Here is a 17,378-nt window from a genome sequence, read left to right as displayed (position 1 = left end):
TACGTACGCGGTATGCATTGCTGTAGGGTGCATGATCACCTGGATCGGGTGATCATGGCTGGGGGCGGGGGCTATGCCCGTATGGGGGATGGTGCTGTCCGCGTTCGCGGAGATTCGCACCAGTAAGGTCCGCGTCACCCTGACGCTGCTGTGCGTGTCGGCGCTGGTCGCCGTGGTGACCCTCGCCATCGCGCTCGGCGGGCTGGCGCAGCAGGCCGTGGTGCAGACGTTCGAGCAGCAGGTCGGGCGGCCGGTCACGCTGACCGTGGACGCCGCCTCGCAGGAGGGGCCGCCCAAGCTGTCCGACGAGGCCATCACGCGGATCGAGGCCGACCTGCGCCGGTACCGGGTCGTGGGGAGTCCGCTGCGGACCGCGCAGGCGCCCGCGTTCCGGCAGGTCCTGCCGGACGGCGTCCGTCCCATCAAGACCGGCGATGACGACGGCGGCGAGCTGAGCGTCGTCGGGGCCGCGCCGAGCCTGGACCGGATCCGGCGGATCTCGGTGGTGTCCGGGCGGTGGCTCAAGCCCGTGGACGACCACCGGATGGAACCGCAACTGGTGGTGAACGCCAAGTTCGCCAAGAAGCTGGGCCCGAACCCCGTCGGGGCCGTCGTCGAGGTCGGGGCGCCCCGCCAGTGGGTGCGGTGCCGGGTCGTCGGGGTGCTCGGCGGCGGCGCGCCCTGGGCCGCCTCGGAGATCTACATGCCGTACCGGGCGATGGCGCGGTGGCGGCTCGGCGAGGAGTCGACCTCGTACGTGGTGCGCGTGCCCAAGGCCGACGCCGAACGCGTGAAGGAGCAGCTCAAGGCCGACGCCGCCGGTTCGTGGGGCCTCGGCCGGGTGGAGATCTACCGGCAGGAGGGCGACACCGGCGTCATCAGCGGGACGTTCGGCAAGGTGCTGCTGGCCGTGGCGGCGTTCCTGCTGGTGCTGGGCTCGCTTCCGGGACTGGTGCTCGGGCTGATGGCGGTGCGGCAGCGGCGCAGCGAGCTGGGCGTGCAGCGGTGCTTCGGCGCCACCGGGCCCGACCTGTTCCTGACGGTGCTGCTGGAGGCGCTGATCGTGTCGTGCGCCGGCGGGGCCCTGGGAATCGCGGGGGTGTACGCGATCAGCGGGCCGCTGTTCGGGTTCCTGCGCGATCAGGGGCCGTTCGCCGAGGCCGACCTGGCGATGGTGTTCCCGTGGCGGGCGGCGCTGCTCGGCATGGGGGTGGCCGTGTGCGTGGGCCTGTTGACCGGCCTGATCCCGGCGCTGCGGGCGATGCAGCGCTCGGTGATCCAGGCGATCCGCAGTTAGGGAGAGCGACCATGCCCCGATGGGGGAACCGCCTGGCCAAGGCCGGGATTCTCGTGGCGGTGCTGGGTGTCGTCGGCGGCACCGGCTATCTGGCGGGCACCGGCGGGGCCACGCCGCCGGTGCCGATGGACCCGCTGCCCGCCGCCGACCTGTCCCCGAAGACGATCACCGTGGGGACCGGGACGATCGTCAGCCGCCTGAACGTGGACGCCGTGGTGCGCGCCGACCCGCCGGTCCCGGTCAAGGCGACCAGGTCGGGCACCGTGGCCGCCGTGCACCGCCGGGACGGGCAGCTCGTCGGCCGGGGCGAGAGCCTGCTGTCGATCAAGGTGCCGGGCAAGGGCAAGGACAAGACCGTCGCGGTGCTCGCGCCGGTCGCCGGGAGGGTCTCCGGGCTGGCCGCGACCGTGGGGCAGGAGATCACGCCCGCCGAGCCGGTCGCGCAGCTCGACCAGCGCCGGTTCCAGGCCGTCGCCACGATCGACGCCAAGGAGGTGTACCGCCTCTACAACCGGCCCAAGGAGATCAAGCTGGCGATCGACCACGGGCCCGAGCCGTTCCGGTGCCGCCTGCTCGCCTACGGGGCCGGGGCGTCCAGCAAGCCGACCGCGCCGCAGGGGCAGGGCGGCCCGCAGCAGCCCCCGGCTCCCGGAACCGGCGACGGTGATGGCGGTGGTGGCGGTGGCGGTGAGAACGTCGAGGTCACCTGCCGGATCCCGGCCCACCAGCGGGTGTTCGCGGGCATCCGCGCCAAGATGGCGATCACCACGGACCGGGTGGACGACGCGGTGGTGGTCCCGCTGTCGGCGGTGCTCGGCCAGGCGTCCAAGGGACGCGTCACCGTCGTCGGCGAGGACGGCTCGCGCCAGACGCGCAAGGTCGAGCTGGGCGTCAACGACGGCAAGCAGGTCGAGATCGTGAGCGGCCTGAAGGAGGGCGACAGGATCCTCGACCGGGCGCCCGACGACGCGGCGTTCGACGTGCCGCCCGCCCCGCAGGGCGGCCCCGAGGAGGGGCCGACGTCGTGAGCGTCATCCCCGAGCCCGGTGACCTGCGCGTCGCCGGACCGCCGCCCGAGCCCGTGCTCGCCGTCGAGGGCGTCACCAAGCGCTTCAAGCTGAAGGGGCGCGCGGATCCGCTCACGGTGCTGGAGGACGTGACGCTGACGGTGCGCCCGGGGGCGACCGCCGCGATCGTGGGGCTGTCCGGCGCGGGCAAGTCCACCCTGCTCAACGTGCTCGGCCTGCTGGAACGCCCCGACACCGGGACCGTCCGCATCTACGGCCGCGAGACGACCACCATGCGCGAGCGCGACCGGGCGGGGCTGCGCGGCGAGACGATCGGGTTCGTGTTCCAGCAGCTCAACCTGTTGCAGCGGCGGACGGCCCGGCAGCAGGTCGCGGCCCCGCTGCTGTACGCGGGCGGCCGGACGCTGCGCCGCCGCTACGAGCTGGCCGACGAGGCGCTGCGCCGCGTCGGCCTCGGCGAGCGCCTGCACGCCACCCAGGCGAGCCTGTCGGGCGGCGAGCAGCAGCGGGTGGCGATCGCGCGGGCGCTGATCCGCGACCCGCGGCTGATCCTGGCCGACGAGCCGACCGGCGCGCTGGACCCGCAGACGGCGGCGCAGGTGATGGACCTGCTGTTCGACCGGGCGCGGGCCGAGGATCGGGCGCTGGTCCTGGTGACCCACGACCACGCGCTGGCGCGCCGGGCCGACGACGTCTACGTCCTGGACAAGGGACGGCTGTCCCCGGCCTAGGACCGGTGTGTCGGCCGACGCCGGGGCCGGGCGTCACCGACGGTGGTCGGCTGGGGATGACGGGTGGTGAACGGTCCTGGTTGGTGGGCTTTTCTTGCTGGTAGAGCGATAAGCGAAGAGTTGTCCACAGGTTGTGGATGTCCGGTCAGCGGGGAAGCCCCAGCCACAGGCGCAGCCAGTCGGCGCGCCGCGGGCCGAGCACCGGTCCGGCGGCGGTGATGAGCGCGGCCAGGCGTTCCCGCGCCGGCGGGGTGACCGCCCCGTAGAAGGCGGTGCTGTCGCGCGCCAGCCGGTCCCACTCGTCGGCGCCGCGCTTCCACAGAACGGCGTCGCCCGACATCAGCAGCCGCAGGACCGCCTCGACGCGCGTCGCGGTGTCCCGCCGCGTCAGCCGCCCGGCGGCGGCCAGCCGCACATGGTACGGCCGTTCCCCGTCGTCGAGCAGCGACCACAGGAGCTCGGGAGACGGGACCGCGGAGGACGGACCGAGCGCGCGTTCCACCTCGCGCACCACCCGGGGCGACGGGTCGGCGATGAGTTCGGCGGCCTGCTCCACCGGGCCGCCGAGCAGCCGGACGGCCCGCACCGCCTCGGCCCGCACCCGGACCCGCTCGTGGCCGAGGAACGGCGGCATCCGCCGGGCGTCGTCCCGGCCGCCGCACTCGGCCAGCCCGGCGATCAGGGCGGCCGTCCGGGGCCCGCCCGCGTCCAGCGCCGCGCGGTACTCCTCGGCCGGGTCGCCTCCCGCGCGCCGCACCGCCCACTGCGCGACGGCCCGCACCGCCGCCGACCGGTCCGCGAGGAACGCCCGCCCCCGCTCCGGCCGCCCCAGCGTCACCAGGCCGGTCAACGCGTCGGCGCGCGTGGGCGCGCTCCGCGAGGTCAGCAGGTGCTCCAGGAGGTCGGTGCGCGCGTCGCGGACGGCGCGTGCGACCGCGTCCGCGACGGCGAGCCGGCGGCAGACGGTGTCCGGCTCGGTCATCGCCGCCGCCACCGCCTCCTCCAGCCCGGCCCGGCCGTCCAGCCAGATCCGGTAGGCCAGCCGCCGCACCCGCCGGTCGCCGTCGGCGCGCAGCCGGTGGAGCGTCGCCTCCGGGGCGTCGTGCAGCTCTCCCAGCAGCGCGTCCATGACGTCCTGGCCGCGCCACCGTTCCCGCAGGTGCAGGGCCATGGCGGCGGCCCGCCCGGGGTCCGGGGCGACCTGCTCCAGCACGGCTCGGGCCTTCCGCCGGACGGGCGCCGCCCAGTCGGTCGCGCGGATCATCAGGACCGGCAGCAGCGACGGAAGCCGCATCGCGGGCGCGGACAGGGCCGCCTCGCGTTCGCGCCCGTCGTGGGAGCAGGCGGCCAGCAGCACCGCCAGCGGGTCCTCGCCGTGCCGCGCCGCCGCCACGACCGCCCGCCACCGTTTCCCGGTCCCCCGGTACGCGCTGTGGCTCCGCACCTCGTCGTCGATCCGCGTCCAGGCGCCCGGCCGAGCGGAGGACAGCGCGCGCAACGCCGCCTCCCCGGCCTTCGGGTCCCCGGCGGCGTCCACCAACTGGTGGACGAGCACCCACATGTCGACGGAACGCCCGCGGTCCAGGTCGTGGACGAGGGCGTCGAGTGTCGTGTCCGTGCTGGTCATCACCTCATTCTGGGTGATCGCCGCATGGACGACGGTTTTTCCCGGTGGGGAAATATGTTGCGGGGGTGTGCGGGGGTTCGTAGCCTGAGGGGCGTTCAGCGTGTAGCTCAGCAGCAGAGCACCGGGCTTCGGACCCGGAGGGCGCGGGGGCGGAACCCGCCACGCTGGCTATGGACGAGAAGCAGGAGCGCTCCGGGTACGCCACCGGGCAGCTGGCGAAGGCGTTCGTGACCGCGGTGACGCACCAGGACGCCGACGTCAGGCGGCTCGCCGAGCGCCGGATGCGGCGGTGGCGGCAGGTCATGGACGGCATCGCCGACGGAACGATCTCCGTGGGGGAGCGCGCGCCGGTCGCCGGACTGCCCGTGTGGGCGACGCCCGAGGTGGTCCGGGGCGGGTTCGCCACCGGGAACGCCGCCGCCGGCGGCCCGCTCACCCCCCACGAGAGGGCCGTCGCCGAACGCGCCGGGATCCCGGCCGAGCGGCGGGCCGTCTTCGAGCACCATCTGAGCGACGCGGGGGTCGCCGGGCTGGCGGAGCTGCTGGACAGCGGCCGGTACGAGGTCGAGGTCCCCGAGGAGGCGGCGCTGCCGGTCGTGGCGTGGCTGCTGCGGGCCGGGGACATCGCGGCGGCGCTGCGGCTGGTCGAGGAGATCGAGCCTTACGCCGACCGGCTGCGGTTCGCGCCCCGGCCGGGGGACGCGCCGGTGCCCGATCCGTCGGTGGTGTCGCGGGAGACCGTGGGCGACGTCCGGGCCGCGGTGGCGGCGCGCGGGCCCAACCCGCGGATCGAGGCCATGAACGAGGCCCTGTCGGTGTGGAACCCGTTCGCCGACGAGCTGCTGGAGTTCTGGCTCGCCGACGACGGCTCGCCGGAGTGGCGGGAACGCGGCCGGGCGCTGCTGGCCCGGTACCGGGGGCTCGCCGCCGTCCACACCCTGTGCGCCAAGCACCGCAGGCCCAAGGAGAACCTCGGGATCCTGCGGGCCGCGCTGGAGGACCTCGTCGAGGGACGCGAGCCGGACCGGGGCCGCGTGCGGTACGCCGTCCGCTCGATGGTCGCCAAGCGCGGAGAGCCCGGCTCGCGGAGCCACACCGAGCTCCGCAGGGCGCAGGCCGCGGTCGCCGAACGGCCCACGCACCACGCGCTGGCGCAGATCGTGCTGAGCCGGCTGTCGGCGCTGCCGCAGACGACCGGCGTGGACGACGTCGGGCCGCTCGTGCGGCCGGTCACCGGCGAGGAGGAGGCGCTGACCGGGATCCCGGCGGGCAGCGAACCGCCGGAGGCGCTGCGGCACGCCGTCGAACGCGCCCTGCGCGCCCCGATCGGCGCGCTCATCGAACGCGGCGTGGTGCCCTCGGCGGAGGTCCTGGCCGGGCTCGTCCCGCAGATCGTGGCGTCCACGGCGGCCGAGACCTACGCCGACGAGGCGCTGCGGCTGCTGATGGCCGCGCACTACCGGGCGTTCCGCAACCGGCGTTCGCTCCTGCTCCTCAACCTCGACCACCAGGTCCGCGTCGAGGAGCTGCCCTGGGTGCGGGCCGTGGACGGGCACCGGCGCGTCGTCGACGGCACGGCGCGGACGGCGCTGCGGGAGATCGGCGAGCTGGCGTTGCAGGGGTTCCCGGGCACGATCCTGCCCAATCCGCTGCTCCGCGAGATGGACACCCTGGCCCGGGGTGCCGGCCTGGACGTGGTGTTCGTGGAGGAGCTCGCCGCCGACATCTTCATGGGGGCGTTCTCGGGCAAGTTCCTGCGCGCCGCCAAGCTCGCCGGGAAACTCCTGGACGGGTCGCTGTACGCGCGGTACTACGACATCGACTACCAGGCGGTCCAGGCCATCGAGGACGTGTCGAGGAAGCGGCGCTTCCGGGCGTCGGACTCCCAGGGGTTCGCCGGGCTGTGCACCCGCCGCGCCGGGGAGGGGGCGCGCGGGCACTCCGTCGCGGCCAACGGCATGGTCATCGAGCAGGCGCAGATCCTCACCACGCACAACCTGGCGGCGCTGGCGGGCCCGGTCGGCGTGTGGCCCGCGCCGGGCTGGGAGGACCTGGCGCGGCGGGCGTTCGGCACGGTGTGCCGTCTGCTGGAGCGCGTCCACGGCAACCCGCGCCCGCTGGGCACGGTCAAGGACGCGGCCTACGCGTGGCGGCAGACGGTGTTCTTCCTGACGATGGCGAGGACGCGCGACTTCGCGTGGCTGGGCGAGGAGGCCGGCCGCCATCCCGCGCACGTCCGGGAACGGCTCGGCCCGGTCCTCGGCGGCCTGCGCGAGGCCGCGACCGGCGAACGCGTCCCCGGCGCGCGCCGCTTCACCGGCTGGGCCGCGGGCGGCCACTGGATGCTGGACCGCGCCCGGCGCCGGACCTGAGGGCCGCCCCGGTCACCGGTCCACCGCGTAGACGGCCTGCACGACGCCCGCGCCCATGTCCTCGACCGAGCGCAGGGTCAGCGGGACGTCGGCGTCCAGGTCGCCGAACAGTGGCAGCCCCCGGCCGATCAGCACCGGCACCGTGGTGATCGTGAGGTCGTCGACCAGCCCGGCGCGCAGGAACGCCCGCACCACCTGCCCGCCGTCGGCGTACACGCTCTTGGCGCCGCGCCCGGTCAGCCCCGCGACCAGGTCGTCCATCGACCGGTACACGGTGACGCGCGGGTCGGCGTCGGCGGGCAGCCGGGTGCTGAGCACCGCGACGTGCTTGCCGTCGTAGCCCCAGGCGTCGGGGCCGAACGTCAGCACCTTCTCGTAGGTGGCGCGGCCCATGACGACGGTGTCCACGCCGTCGATGAACGCCTGGTAGCCGAGGTCCCGCCCGGCGGCCTCGCCGCGCTCGTTCAGCCAGCCGAGGTCGCCGTCGGGGCGGGCGATGAACCCGTCCACGCTGACGCCGATGAACACGCGGGCGGTGAAGGGGTGCGGGGTGCTCATGGCGGGACCTCCCAGGTTTGTGAACGGCTGTTCGGTAACCACCGTAGCCCTGATCGCCCAGTAAGTAAACAAATATTCGTTTACTAATCTGGCTCAGGGCTCCGCCCGGTAGGGGCGCAGCACCTCGTCGACGGCGGCGCGCAGGACCGACGCGAGCGGCTCGTCCTCCCGCGTGAGCGCCCACACGATGAGCGTGCCGTTGTAGGTCACCTGGACCGTGCGGGCCAGCCGCCCGGCGTCCGTCCCGTCCGCCAGCTCCCCGGCCGCCACCGCCTCGGCGACGAGGTCGGCGATCCGCCGGTGCGTGCGCCGCGCGCCCTCCGCCGCGTGCCCGTGGAACTCCTCGTCGGTCAGGTCCAGTTGCAGGAAGCTCATGCTGTTGGCCAGCTCGGCGGGGGTGCGCACGTCGGCGACCATCGCCTCCAGCGCCGCGTGCAGCGCCGCCAGCGGTGAGTCGTGCCCCTTCCGCGCCTCCCCGAACGGGTCGGAGGACCGCCGGGCCAGCGCCAGCAGCAGGCCGCGCTTGGAACCGAAACGCTGGACCAGCGTGGCGGGCGCGAGCCCCGCCTCCCGGGCGACCGCCGCCAGCGTCAGCCCGCCGACCCCGTGCCGCCACACGGCCCGGGTGGCCGCCTCCAGGATCTCCTCGTCGCTGGTCGTGCGGGGTCTGGCCATCCGTCGTCCCTCCCGGTTTGTAAACGTCTCTTCACAAACGCTACCGCACCGGCCACGTTCATAAACGAATGTACATTTACTAATTGGTGCCGGAGGCCCCCGTGTCCCGTTCCCCATCCCGCCCCGGCCCGCTGCTGGTCGCGCTCTGCCTGGCCCAGACCATGCTCGTGCTGGACGTGGTCGTCGTCACCGTCGCGCTCCCGGCGATGCGCGCCGGGCTCGGCATGGCCGAGGCCGACCAGCAGTGGATCGTCACCGCCTACGGCCTCGCCTACGGTGGCTTCATGATCGTCGCGGGCCGGGCCGGCGACCTGTACGGACACCGCCGCGTGCTGGTCACCGGGCTGGTCGCGTTCACCGCCGCCTCCCTGCTGGCCGGGGCCGCGCCGAACGCGCCGACGCTGGTCGCCGCCCGCGCCGCCCAGGGCCTCGGCGCGGCGCTCGTGTCGCCCGCCGCGCTGGCCCTGCTCACCACCACCTTCGCCGAGGGCCCGGCGCGCAACCGGGCGCTCGGGATCTGGGGCGCGGTCGCCTCCGGCGGCGTGGCGGCGGCCGGGCTGGTCGGCGGCCTGCTCACCGACCTGCTCCACTGGCGCGCGATCTTCCTGGTGAACCTGCCGGTCGGCCTGCTGGCGGTCGGCGCGGTGCTGGCCCTGGCGCCCGCCGCCCGGCCCGCCCGCGCCGCGCGCCCCGACCTCGCCGGGGCCGCCCTGCTCACCTCCGGCGCGGTGCTGCTGGCGATGGGCCTGTCCGGCGCCGCGCTCCCGCTGGCGGCCGCGCCGGTGCTGCTGGCGGCGTTCTGGGCCGTGCAGCTGCGCCGCGACCGCCGGGGCGCGGACCCGCTGGTTAAACCCGCCCTGCTCGCCAACGCCCACGTGCGCCACGGCAACCTGATCTGCGCGTTCACCGCCTCGGCGGCGCTGGTGACGCAGTACTTCGGCACCCTGTACCTGCAGAACGCCGCCGGGCTGTCCCCGCTGGGCACCGGGCTGGTGTTCGCGCCGGTCACCCTGGTGATCGTGCTGATCTCCGGGCGGGCCGCCGGGCTGATGGCGCGGTTCGGCGCCCGCGCCCTGCTGCTGGGCGGCGCGGCGGTGACCGCGCTGGGGCTGGTGCTGCTGGCGCTCGCGCCCGCGTTCGGCGGCGGCTGGGCCATGGCGCTGCCGGGCCTGCTGCTGAGCGGCGCGGGCTCGGGCCTTTCGTTCGCGCCGTCGATGGCGGTGGCCACCACCGGCGTGGCCGACGACGACCAGGGACTGGCCTCGGGGCTGCTGAACACCGCGTTCCAGCTCGGCGCGCCGCTCGGCCTGGCCGCGACGAGCGCGGTGGCGGTCGCGGCGGCGGGCCCCGACGCCCCGGCCGACGGCTACCGCGCGGCGTTCTGGGCGGCCCTGGCGCTCCCCGCCCTGGCCGCCGTCATGACGGCGGCGCTGCCCCGCCCGGCCTCCGCCGGAACGCCGGTCGCGCCGGACCGCCGCGCCGCCCGCCGACCCGGGCTTCCCCCTGTGGTCGGGGACGCCCCCGACTCCCCGGGTGGGGGCTTCCCCACCCCGAATGGGGTGCTGCCCCCGATGCGCCGCGGGCTCCGGAACGGTGTGATCGAACCATGGCGAACGTTCCGGCGGCGGTGAAGATAACGGTGGGCGCGGCGGCGGGGGCCGTCCTGATCGCGGGCATGGTGCAGGCCTCGCCCGCCCGGCACGCGGTCGCGCGGCTCACCGCCGCCGAGCCGTGGGCCACGACCTGGGGCGCGGCGATGCAGCCGCCGGTCGCGGGCGACGAGGACTCCGGCCCCAACTGGTCCCCGCGCGGCTTCCGGAACGAGTCGGTGCGGCAGGTCGTCCGGGTCGGCGCGGGCGGCAGGCGCGTCCGCGTCCGGCTGTCGAACCGGTACGGCGAGCGGCCGTTGACGATCGCCGGAGCGGCGGTCGGGCGGTCGGCGGGCGACGCGCTGGTGTGGCCGGGATCGTCCAGGCCGATCACGTTCGGCCGCGCGGCCGCCACCGAGATCGCGCCCGGCGCGGAGATCGTCAGCGACCCGGTGGAGCTGACCACCTCGCCCATGGAGAAGCTGGCGGTCAGCCTCCGCTTCACCGAGGCGACCGGCCCGGCGACGTTCCACCGCTTCGCGCTCACCCGGAGCTACCGCGCCGCGGGCGACCGCCTGACCGACACCGGCGACGCCTACAGGGAGTCCACCTCCTCCTGGTACTTCCTCAGTGGCGTGGAGACCGAGGGCGGGCCGGGCCGTTCGGTGGCGGTGTTCGGCGACTCGCTGGTCGACGGCGTCGGCACCACCCCCGAGGCCGACGCGCGCTTCCCCGACCGCCTCGCCGAACGCCTCGCCGCGGGCCGCCACGGGTACGGCGTCGTCAACGTCGGCATCGGCTCCAACAAGCTCCTGCGCTCCTCGCCCTGCGGCGGCGAGAGCGCCCTGGCCCGGTTCCGGCGCGACGTGCTGGACCGCCCCGGCGTCAAGGCCGTGATCGTCCATCTGGGGGCCAACGACATCGGCGCGCCCCAGGTCTCCGACCCCTGCGTCCAGCCCAACCCCAGGGTCACCGCCGAGCAGCTCGTCCAGGGCCACCGCGAACTGATCAGGGCGGCGCGGGAGCGCGGCGTCAAGACGGTCGGCATGACGCTCCCGCCGATGAAGGGAGCCCTGTTCCCGTTCTGGAACGCCGAGGCCGAGCGCCTCCGCCAGGAGCTCAACCGCTGGATCCGGCAGAGCGGCGAGTACGACGCCGTCGTGGACGGCGCCAAGGCGCTCGCCGCCCCGGACGACCCCCGGATGCCGCGCCCCGGCTACGTCTTCAAGGACGGCCTGCACCCCAACGACGCCGGGCACCTCGCCCTCGCCGCCGCCATCGATCCGGGCAACCTGTGACTCCACTGTTCAAGTTTGACTAGCGAGGTGGGGCGGCCTACGGTCGAGGGCATGGGCGAGAAGACGATCCCGATATTCCCGTGCCGGTCGGTCGACGCGATCGAGGAGTTCTACGCGGCCCTCGGCTTCGAGACGACCTTCAAGCAGAAGAGCCCGAACCCGTTCGTCGAGGTCTCCCGCGGCGAACTGATCCTCCAGTTCTTCGGGCTGAAGAAGTACGACCCGGCCGCCTCGATGCACATGTGCTACGTCATCACCGATGATGTGGACACGCTGTACGAGGCGTTCCGCTCCGGCCTGAAGGCGTCGCTCGGCCGCGTGCCGACCCGCGGCCTGCCCCGGATCGGCGCGCTCAAGGACATGACCTACGGCGTCCGGCAGTTCCTGCTGACCGACACCGACGGCAACCAGCTGCGCATCGGCATGCCGATCTCCGGCGACTTCGCGCACGCGCCCGTCCCGAAGGAGCCCGTCGCCCGCGCCCTCCACCTGGCCATGCAGATGCTGGACTCCAAGGAGGACCTGCGTTCGGCGACCACGATCCTGGACCGCCTGCTGGACTCCGACCACCCGATGACCGCCCCGGAACGCCTGAAGGCCCTGGTCATGCGCGCCGACCTGGCGATCCGCGACGACGACGCCGCGCGGGCCCGCGCCCTGCTGGACGAGGCCCGCGCCCTCCCGCTGACCGACGGGGACCGCGCCGAGGCCGGCGACCTGTTCCGCCGCATGGAGGACCTGGACGAGGCCGCCGCCTCCTGACCCGCCTCCCGGCGCCGGGCCCGCTCGCCCGTACGACGCCCCCGCGCCCGCCCCGGGCCGGGGGCGTCGCGCATTGTCTGATCTCTGCGTTCTTCTCCGGTGTGTCGGCTGGAGCGCGATGTGCACGGGCCGCGATCGTGTCGTGCACAAGGAGGTAAAGCCTGGGGACAGCGCTGGGGACTCCCGGTGCACGACGTTGTCCACCGGACGGGCCGCGCTGTGGAGACGAGATGCCCACAGGCTGTGAACGCCCTGTGGGCGACCGTGGTCGAGAGGGCCGCTTTCCCCTGTTCAGAGCGTTATCCACGAAGTGGATGACGGCCCGGGGCGCCTGGGGGTGAACTGGGGAGGAACGGTGGACGACCGCGTCGGCCCGTGAACCACAGGTTGTGCACGGAAGTTATCCACAGACTGTGGATTCTGTGGATGACGGGACGGTCGATCACCGACACCCCAAGACTGTGGAAACACCCGGCGCGAGATGTGCGAAACCCCTGATCAACTGGGGATTTCGCTGTGGAACCGGACCCCCTCCGCCCCCTCCACCGCAGGTCGGAGCCTGTGCATGAAATTCCCCCCAGCCTGTGGACAACTCCGCTCAGCGGGTGGCCGACGCCACGAACAACGGGATCGCCGCGAACGCCCGGCCCCGGCGCGCCCGCTCCTGCTGCTCGGCCGTCCACCCCTCGGCCTCCGCGTCGGTCACGGCGCCGGCGGCCCGCGCCGCCTCGGCCACCCTGGCCAGGAACGCCTCGACCCCCGGCTCCGCGAGCACGACGGTGCGGACCTCCACCGCCACCTCCCCGAACCCCGCGTCCAGCAGCAGCGCCCGGAACGCCCGCGCCGCGCGCGGACTCGGCACCAGGTCGGCCCGCGCGCGCACGATCCGCCGCGTGAGCTCCCCGTCGTCGGAGTCGATCACCAGCACGTCCCAGTCCTGCCCGGTCAGCACGGCCCGCCCGCCGGGCGCGAGCACCCGCCGCGCCTCCGCCAGCGCCCGCTCCGGCTCGGCCAGGTCGTGCAGCACCTTGTCGGCCCGGTACCCGCGCAGCTCCCCGTCCCCGAACGGCAGCGCGCACGCGTCCCCGACCCGGAAGTCCCCGCCGGGGAACCGCTCCCGCGCCAGCCCGACCATCCGCTCGTCGAGGTCGACGCCGACCGCCCGCACGCCCCTGGCGGCCAGTTCGACGACCGCGCGGCCCGCCCCGCACCCGACGTCGGCCACGAGCCCGTCCGGCGGCAGCAGGTCGTAGGTCCGGGCGCGCACCTCGGGAACCCCGGGCAGCGTGTCGAAGGTGTCGAGGATGGCCGTCAGCTCGGAGGGGGAGAACCGTGATGTGGACATGTTCCCCATGCTGGGGCTTAATGCCGACATGAAGTCAAGCGTCAGGAGCACCGGCGCGGCGGCCACGACCTTCCCGCGCCGTGGATAACCACGTCACAGGTGCGCCAAGAGGCCGGCAAGGCAGGGAACACGCGTTCGATCCGGTGCTACGCTCGCGATCCCATGGGGCACCTTCTCAACGAGCCGATCAGCGCCGAGCACGACCCGTCGGGACGGCTCACCGCGTACGAGTGGCGGGGGGCGCGCTACGCGGTGGACGAGGTCCTGAAGACCTACGGCGCGGCGCCGGAGACCCGGATCTACCGCGTCCGGATCACCGGCGAGAACGGCCCCGCCGTCGCGGAGCTGGGCCGTGACGCCGACCGCTGGCGCCTCCGCCACGTCTTCTCCGCCTGACCGCCCGCCCGCGTCCCCCGCCCCGGCCGACCAGCTGGTCTGGCGGCGGGTCGAGGGCATCGGGCGGACTCCGCTCCACCTGATGACCGCCCGGATCGGGCGGCGGCACTACGCCCCGCACGCGCACGAGGAGTACGCGATCGGAGTGACCGTCGCCGGGGTCGAGACCATGGTCTACCGGGGCGAGCGCATCCGCTCCGGCCCCGGCGACCTGGTGATCGTGGAGCCGGGCGAGACCCACACCGGCGGCCCGGCGGGCGACGACGGGTTCACCTACCGGGTCTTCTACCCGAGCGTCGAGCTGCTCGCCGAGGGCTCCCGGGCGGTCCCCCACTTCCGGGACGCGGTGCTCACCGACCCCCAGGTGTCGGGCGCGCTGCGGGCGGCGCACCTGGCGCTCAGCGCGCCCGGCGATCCGCTGGAGGGGGAGTCGCGGCTGCTGTGGGCGCTCGCCGCGCTGGTCGGCCGGCACGCCGAGGCCGCCGCCCGTCCCGTCGGCCCGCCCGGCCGGGGCGCGCACGTCGCGCGGGCCGTCACCGCGCGGCTCGCCGACGCGGTGACCGACCCGCCGACGCTGCACGACCTGGCCGCCGACCTGGGCATGTCCCGCTACCAGGTGCTGCGCGCGTTCCGGGAGGCCACCGGCATGACGCCGTACGCGTGGCTGGCGCAGCACCGGGTGGCGCGGGCGCGTTCGCTGCTGGACGCGGGGCGCCGCCCGGCGGAGGCGGCGGCGCTGGTGGGCTTCGCCGACCAGGCGCACCTGACCCGCTGGTTCCGGCGGGTGATGGGCGTCACGCCGGGGGCGTACCGCAACGGCGTTCAAGACGGCGCGGTGCTGCTGCGCCGACACTGAGCACGGGCCGTGCCAGGGCGGCGCGGCCCGTGTCAGGAGGACGCGGTGAGTAGGCGGGGCTGGGTGCTGTTCGCGCTGATGAGCGTGTTGTGGGGCATCCCCTATCTGCTGATCAAGGTGGCGGTGGAGAACGACATCTCGGTGCCGGGCGTGGTGTTCGCGCGCACGGCTCTGGGGGCGCTCGTGCTGCTGCCGCTGGCGGTGCGGACCGGCGGGTTCGACAAGGTCAGGAAGCACTGGAAGCCGGTGCTGGCGTTCGCCGCGCTGGAGGTCCTGGGGCCGTGGGCGCTGCTGTCGGACGCCGAGCGCACCCTGTCCAGCGGCATGGCGGGCCTGCTGATCGCGGCGGTGCCGATCGTGGGGGTGCTGGCGGCGCGCGCCACCGGCGACAGCGAGCGCCTCGGCCCGCTGCGCTGGGCGGGCCTGCTGCTCGGTCTCGGCGGGGTCGCGGTGCTGGCCGCCCCGCAGCTGGACGGCGGCAGCGCGTGGGCCGTCGCCGAGGTCGCGCTGGTGGTGGTCGGGTACGCGACCGCGCCGCTGATCCTGGCGCGGAAGCTGGGCGACGTGCCGAGCCTGACGATGACGACGGCGTGCCTGGGGATCGCCGCGCTGGTCTACGCGGTCCCGGCGGCGCTGACCGCCCCGGCCGCGCTGCCGCCCGGCCGGGTGCTGGCGGCGCTGGCCGTGCTCGGGGTGGCGTCCACGGCGGTGGCGTTCGTGCTGTTCTTCGAACTGATCCGGGAGGTCGGGCCGACGCGCGCCCCGGTGTTCACCTACGTGAACCCGGCGGTCGCGGTCGCGGCCGGGGTGCTGTTCCTCGACGAGTCGCTGACGTGGGAGATCGCGGCGGCGTTCGGGCTGATCCTGTGCGGGTCGGTGCTGGCGACGCTCCGCCCGCCGAAGGGGAGGCCGGTCGCCGTCCCCGAGGCGGTGGAGGTGGACACCGTCAAGGGCTGAGCCGTGCGGCCCGGGGAACGCGCCCCGGGCCGCACGCGCGTTCAGCGCAGCGTCACCACGAACTTCCTCGCCTTGCCGATGTTCCCGGCGGCGTCGATCGCCCGGTACTCGATCGTGTGGCGGCCCTTGCCGAGTTTGCCGTAGGTCAGGTGGTCGATGACGGTGCCGTTCTCGGTGAACAGGAACGGCTTGGTCGAGTCGGTCGGCCAGCCGAAGTAGTTGAACCAGCCGTCGCCGTCCACCCGGAACTCGTTGACCACCGTGCCCGGCCGGTCGTCGGCCCCGGTGAGCCTCATCGTGAACGGCCCGTCGAACACGTACCCGCCGCCCTTGGCCCGTGCCGCCTTGGACAGCTCGAACGTCGCGGTGGGCCGGTTCGCGTCCACCGTCCAGGTCCGCTTCTGCGACCCGACGCGCGCGGTGACGGTGTGGGTGCCCGACCTCAGCCGGAACCGCTTCAGGTCCAGGGAGCGTTCCCCGCCCCGGACCCTCCTGCCGTCCAGCGACCAGCGGACCGTCGGCACCCGGTGCGTCGGGTGCGTGGTCTCGGCGTAGATCACGTCGCCCGCGCCCACCGGCCGGTCGGTCGGGGTGGTCGGGCCGAATCCCGCGGGGTCGTTGCGCGGCGGCGTCGTGACCTTCGTGTCGACCGTCCAGGTGCGGGACTGGGTGAGCGCCGGGGAGTTCCGGATCTCGGGGTCGCGGACGAACGGCGTCGGGTCGGTGACGGTCGCGGTCACGGTGTGCGTGCCGGGCCTGAGCCGCAGGTCGCCGAGGTCGAGGTTCCGGGTGCCGCCCTTCAGCCTCCTGCCGTCGACGGTCCAGGTCACGGCCAGGTCGTGGCCGACCGGATGCGTCGTCTCCAGCCACAGCACCCGGTCGGCGCCCACGGGCGCGTCGGTCGGGGTGTGGTCCTGGATGAGGCTGACCTTGCCGGAGATCCGCTGCGTCATGCGTTCGCGGCCGACCTGGTCGAAGTAGTAGCCCAGCGTCTTCATCATCGAGTGCCGGCTCGGCCGCCACACGCCCTTGGTGGAGTACAGCCCGCCCTCGTAGCGGCCGATCACGCCGCCGGACTCGCTCCTCTCGCCCAGCCAGCGCCACCACTTCTTCTTCTGCTCGCGCATCTGCCGCTCGGTCAGCAGCGTGTGGTGGATCGACTCCGGCTCGGGCCCGGTGTAGGTGCCGCCGGGAACGCCGCGCTGGTAGTAGTCGTACTCGTCGTCCAGCCCGCCCAGCGAGTGTCCCAGCTCGTGCGGGGTGATCAGCGCGGACAGGGCGTTGCCGCCGGACGCGGTCGCGTAGGCGCCGCCCGCGCCGCCGTAGGTGTCGCTGTTGGCGAGCGCGAGGATCTGCCGGTTGCCCGCGTTGGTCCCGGCGACCAGGTCGGCGTAGGACTTGGCGGCGGTGGCGTTCATCGTCAGCAGGCGCTGCGGGCCCGCCTCCTTGCAGCCGCCCCAGAACGCCATGCCGAGCGGGGTGGTGCGGCGCGGCGAGGACAGGGCGGGGTCGCAGCTCACCCCGGACTCGTCCGAGGCGATCTCGACGGCGTAGACGTTGACGTAGCTGCGGTAGGACTTGAACGGCTCGATCGTCCACAGGTCGGACAGGTGCTTGTCGACGTGGGCGCGGAACTTCGCCCGGTCGGCCGACGTGTACCCGTCGCCCAGGATCACCAGGTTGAAGCGCTTGGCCGGGTCGCCGGTGACCTGCACCGGGACCACGGTCGCGGGAGCGGCGGCGTGCGCGGGGGGCGCGGCCAGCGCGGTCAGCGGAACGAACGCGGCCGTGACGAGCGCCGCCTTCCTGCCTGTCCTCATGCACGGACCTCCTCGGGCCCGCGCGTGGTGGACGGGGTCATTCCAGGGGGACACGCACCGGCCCGGC

15 protein-coding genes and 1 tRNA gene are annotated in these 17,378 nt (G+C 74.5%); 11 read left to right on the top strand and 5 right to left on the bottom strand.

Features of this window, described 5'->3' with window-relative positions; translation table 11 throughout:
* The first annotated feature begins 73 nt into the window (after positions 1-73).
* From HNR61_RS10325 to HNR61_RS10315, 3 genes are read left to right on the top strand one after another with little or no spacing between them, the layout of a single operon-like run.
* A complete protein-coding gene (locus tag HNR61_RS10325; protein ID WP_182842883.1) occupies positions 74-1,297 on the top strand; it encodes an ABC transporter permease in 1,224 nt (407 codons plus the stop codon).
* Between the two features lie 11 nt (positions 1,298-1,308).
* Positions 1,309-2,325: an efflux RND transporter periplasmic adaptor subunit gene (locus HNR61_RS10320; RefSeq protein ID WP_182842882.1), complete on the top strand. Its 1,017-nt coding sequence runs from the start codon at positions 1,309-1,311 to the stop codon at positions 2,323-2,325.
* Positions 2,322-3,056 (top strand): ABC transporter ATP-binding protein, encoded by a 735-nt coding sequence (locus HNR61_RS10315; protein ID WP_182842881.1) that lies wholly within the window; start codon positions 2,322-2,324, stop codon positions 3,054-3,056. The genes HNR61_RS10320 and HNR61_RS10315 overlap by 4 nt, the downstream gene beginning before the upstream one ends.
* A 145-nt stretch (positions 3,057-3,201) precedes the next feature.
* On the opposite strand, the gene HNR61_RS10310 is transcribed toward HNR61_RS10315, so the two are convergent.
* On the bottom strand, positions 3,202-4,683 hold the full coding sequence (locus HNR61_RS10310) for a hypothetical protein (RefSeq protein ID WP_182842880.1): 1,482 nt from the start codon (positions 4,681-4,683) through the stop codon (positions 3,202-3,204).
* A gap of 96 nt (positions 4,684-4,779) precedes the next feature.
* On the opposite strand from HNR61_RS10310, the gene HNR61_RS10305 reads away from it, so the two are divergent.
* Both HNR61_RS10305 and HNR61_RS10300 read left to right on the top strand, forming a co-directional pair.
* Positions 4,780-4,851, top strand: a tRNA-Arg gene (locus tag HNR61_RS10305).
* A 2-nt stretch (positions 4,852-4,853) separates the two neighbouring features.
* A complete protein-coding gene (locus HNR61_RS10300) occupies positions 4,854-7,055 on the top strand; it encodes a hypothetical protein (protein ID WP_182842879.1) in 2,202 nt (733 codons plus the stop codon).
* Between the two features lie 12 nt (positions 7,056-7,067).
* Here the strand turns inward: HNR61_RS10300 and HNR61_RS10295 are convergent, their stop codons facing one another.
* Both HNR61_RS10295 and HNR61_RS10290 read right to left on the bottom strand, forming a co-directional pair.
* A complete protein-coding gene (locus HNR61_RS10295) occupies positions 7,068-7,613 on the bottom strand; it encodes a dihydrofolate reductase family protein (protein WP_182842878.1) in 546 nt (181 codons plus the stop codon).
* Positions 7,614-7,706: 93 nt separating this feature from the next.
* Complete coding sequence (locus tag HNR61_RS10290) at positions 7,707-8,288, bottom strand: TetR/AcrR family transcriptional regulator (RefSeq protein WP_182842877.1); 582 nt, start codon at positions 8,286-8,288, stop codon at positions 7,707-7,709.
* Positions 8,289-8,389: 101 nt separating this feature from the next.
* On the opposite strand from HNR61_RS10290, the gene HNR61_RS10285 reads away from it, so the two are divergent.
* The 3 genes from HNR61_RS10285 to HNR61_RS10275 are packed head-to-tail and all read left to right on the top strand — an operon-like array spanning position 8,390 to position 11,937.
* Positions 8,390-9,919: an MFS transporter gene (locus HNR61_RS10285; RefSeq protein WP_182842876.1), complete on the top strand. Its 1,530-nt coding sequence runs from the start codon at positions 8,390-8,392 to the stop codon at positions 9,917-9,919.
* The gene (locus tag HNR61_RS10280) at positions 9,895-11,175 is read left to right on the top strand and encodes an SGNH/GDSL hydrolase family protein (protein WP_182842875.1); all 1,281 of its coding nucleotides are present in this window, start codon (positions 9,895-9,897) and stop codon (positions 11,173-11,175) included. The genes HNR61_RS10285 and HNR61_RS10280 overlap by 25 nt, the downstream gene beginning before the upstream one ends.
* Positions 11,176-11,226: 51 nt before the next feature.
* Positions 11,227-11,937 (top strand): bleomycin resistance protein, encoded by a 711-nt coding sequence (locus HNR61_RS10275; protein ID WP_182842874.1) that lies wholly within the window; start codon positions 11,227-11,229, stop codon positions 11,935-11,937.
* Between the two features lie 598 nt (positions 11,938-12,535).
* Here HNR61_RS10275 and HNR61_RS10270 read toward each other — a convergent pair.
* Positions 12,536-13,282 carry a methyltransferase domain-containing protein gene (locus HNR61_RS10270; protein WP_182842873.1) on the bottom strand — a complete coding sequence of 249 codons (747 nt, stop codon included), beginning with the start codon at positions 13,280-13,282 and terminating at the stop codon, positions 12,536-12,538.
* 162 nt (positions 13,283-13,444) lie between these two features.
* Here HNR61_RS10270 and HNR61_RS10265 point away from each other — a divergent pair, with 162 nt between their 5' ends.
* From HNR61_RS10265 to HNR61_RS10255, 3 genes are all read left to right on the top strand, one after another.
* Positions 13,445-13,678: a hypothetical protein gene (locus tag HNR61_RS10265; RefSeq protein ID WP_067816700.1), complete on the top strand. Its 234-nt coding sequence runs from the start codon at positions 13,445-13,447 to the stop codon at positions 13,676-13,678.
* An 82-nt stretch (positions 13,679-13,760) separates the two neighbouring features.
* The gene (locus HNR61_RS10260; protein WP_182842872.1) at positions 13,761-14,534 is read left to right on the top strand and encodes a helix-turn-helix transcriptional regulator; all 774 of its coding nucleotides are present in this window, start codon (positions 13,761-13,763) and stop codon (positions 14,532-14,534) included.
* 45 nt (positions 14,535-14,579) lie between these two features.
* Positions 14,580-15,491: a DMT family transporter gene (locus HNR61_RS10255; protein WP_182842871.1), complete on the top strand. Its 912-nt coding sequence runs from the start codon at positions 14,580-14,582 to the stop codon at positions 15,489-15,491.
* 41 nt (positions 15,492-15,532) lie between these two features.
* Here the strand turns inward: HNR61_RS10255 and HNR61_RS10250 are convergent, their stop codons facing one another.
* The gene (locus HNR61_RS10250) at positions 15,533-17,311 is read right to left on the bottom strand and encodes a M64 family metallopeptidase (RefSeq protein ID WP_182842870.1); all 1,779 of its coding nucleotides are present in this window, start codon (positions 17,309-17,311) and stop codon (positions 15,533-15,535) included.
* Positions 17,312-17,378 lie beyond the last annotated feature (67 nt).

This window comes from Actinomadura kijaniata (genome assembly GCF_014138665.1).
In the GTDB taxonomy this organism is placed as follows: domain Bacteria; phylum Actinomycetota; class Actinomycetes; order Streptosporangiales; family Streptosporangiaceae; genus Spirillospora; species Spirillospora kijaniata.
This window is presented reverse-complemented; position numbering and strand designations above follow the sequence as displayed.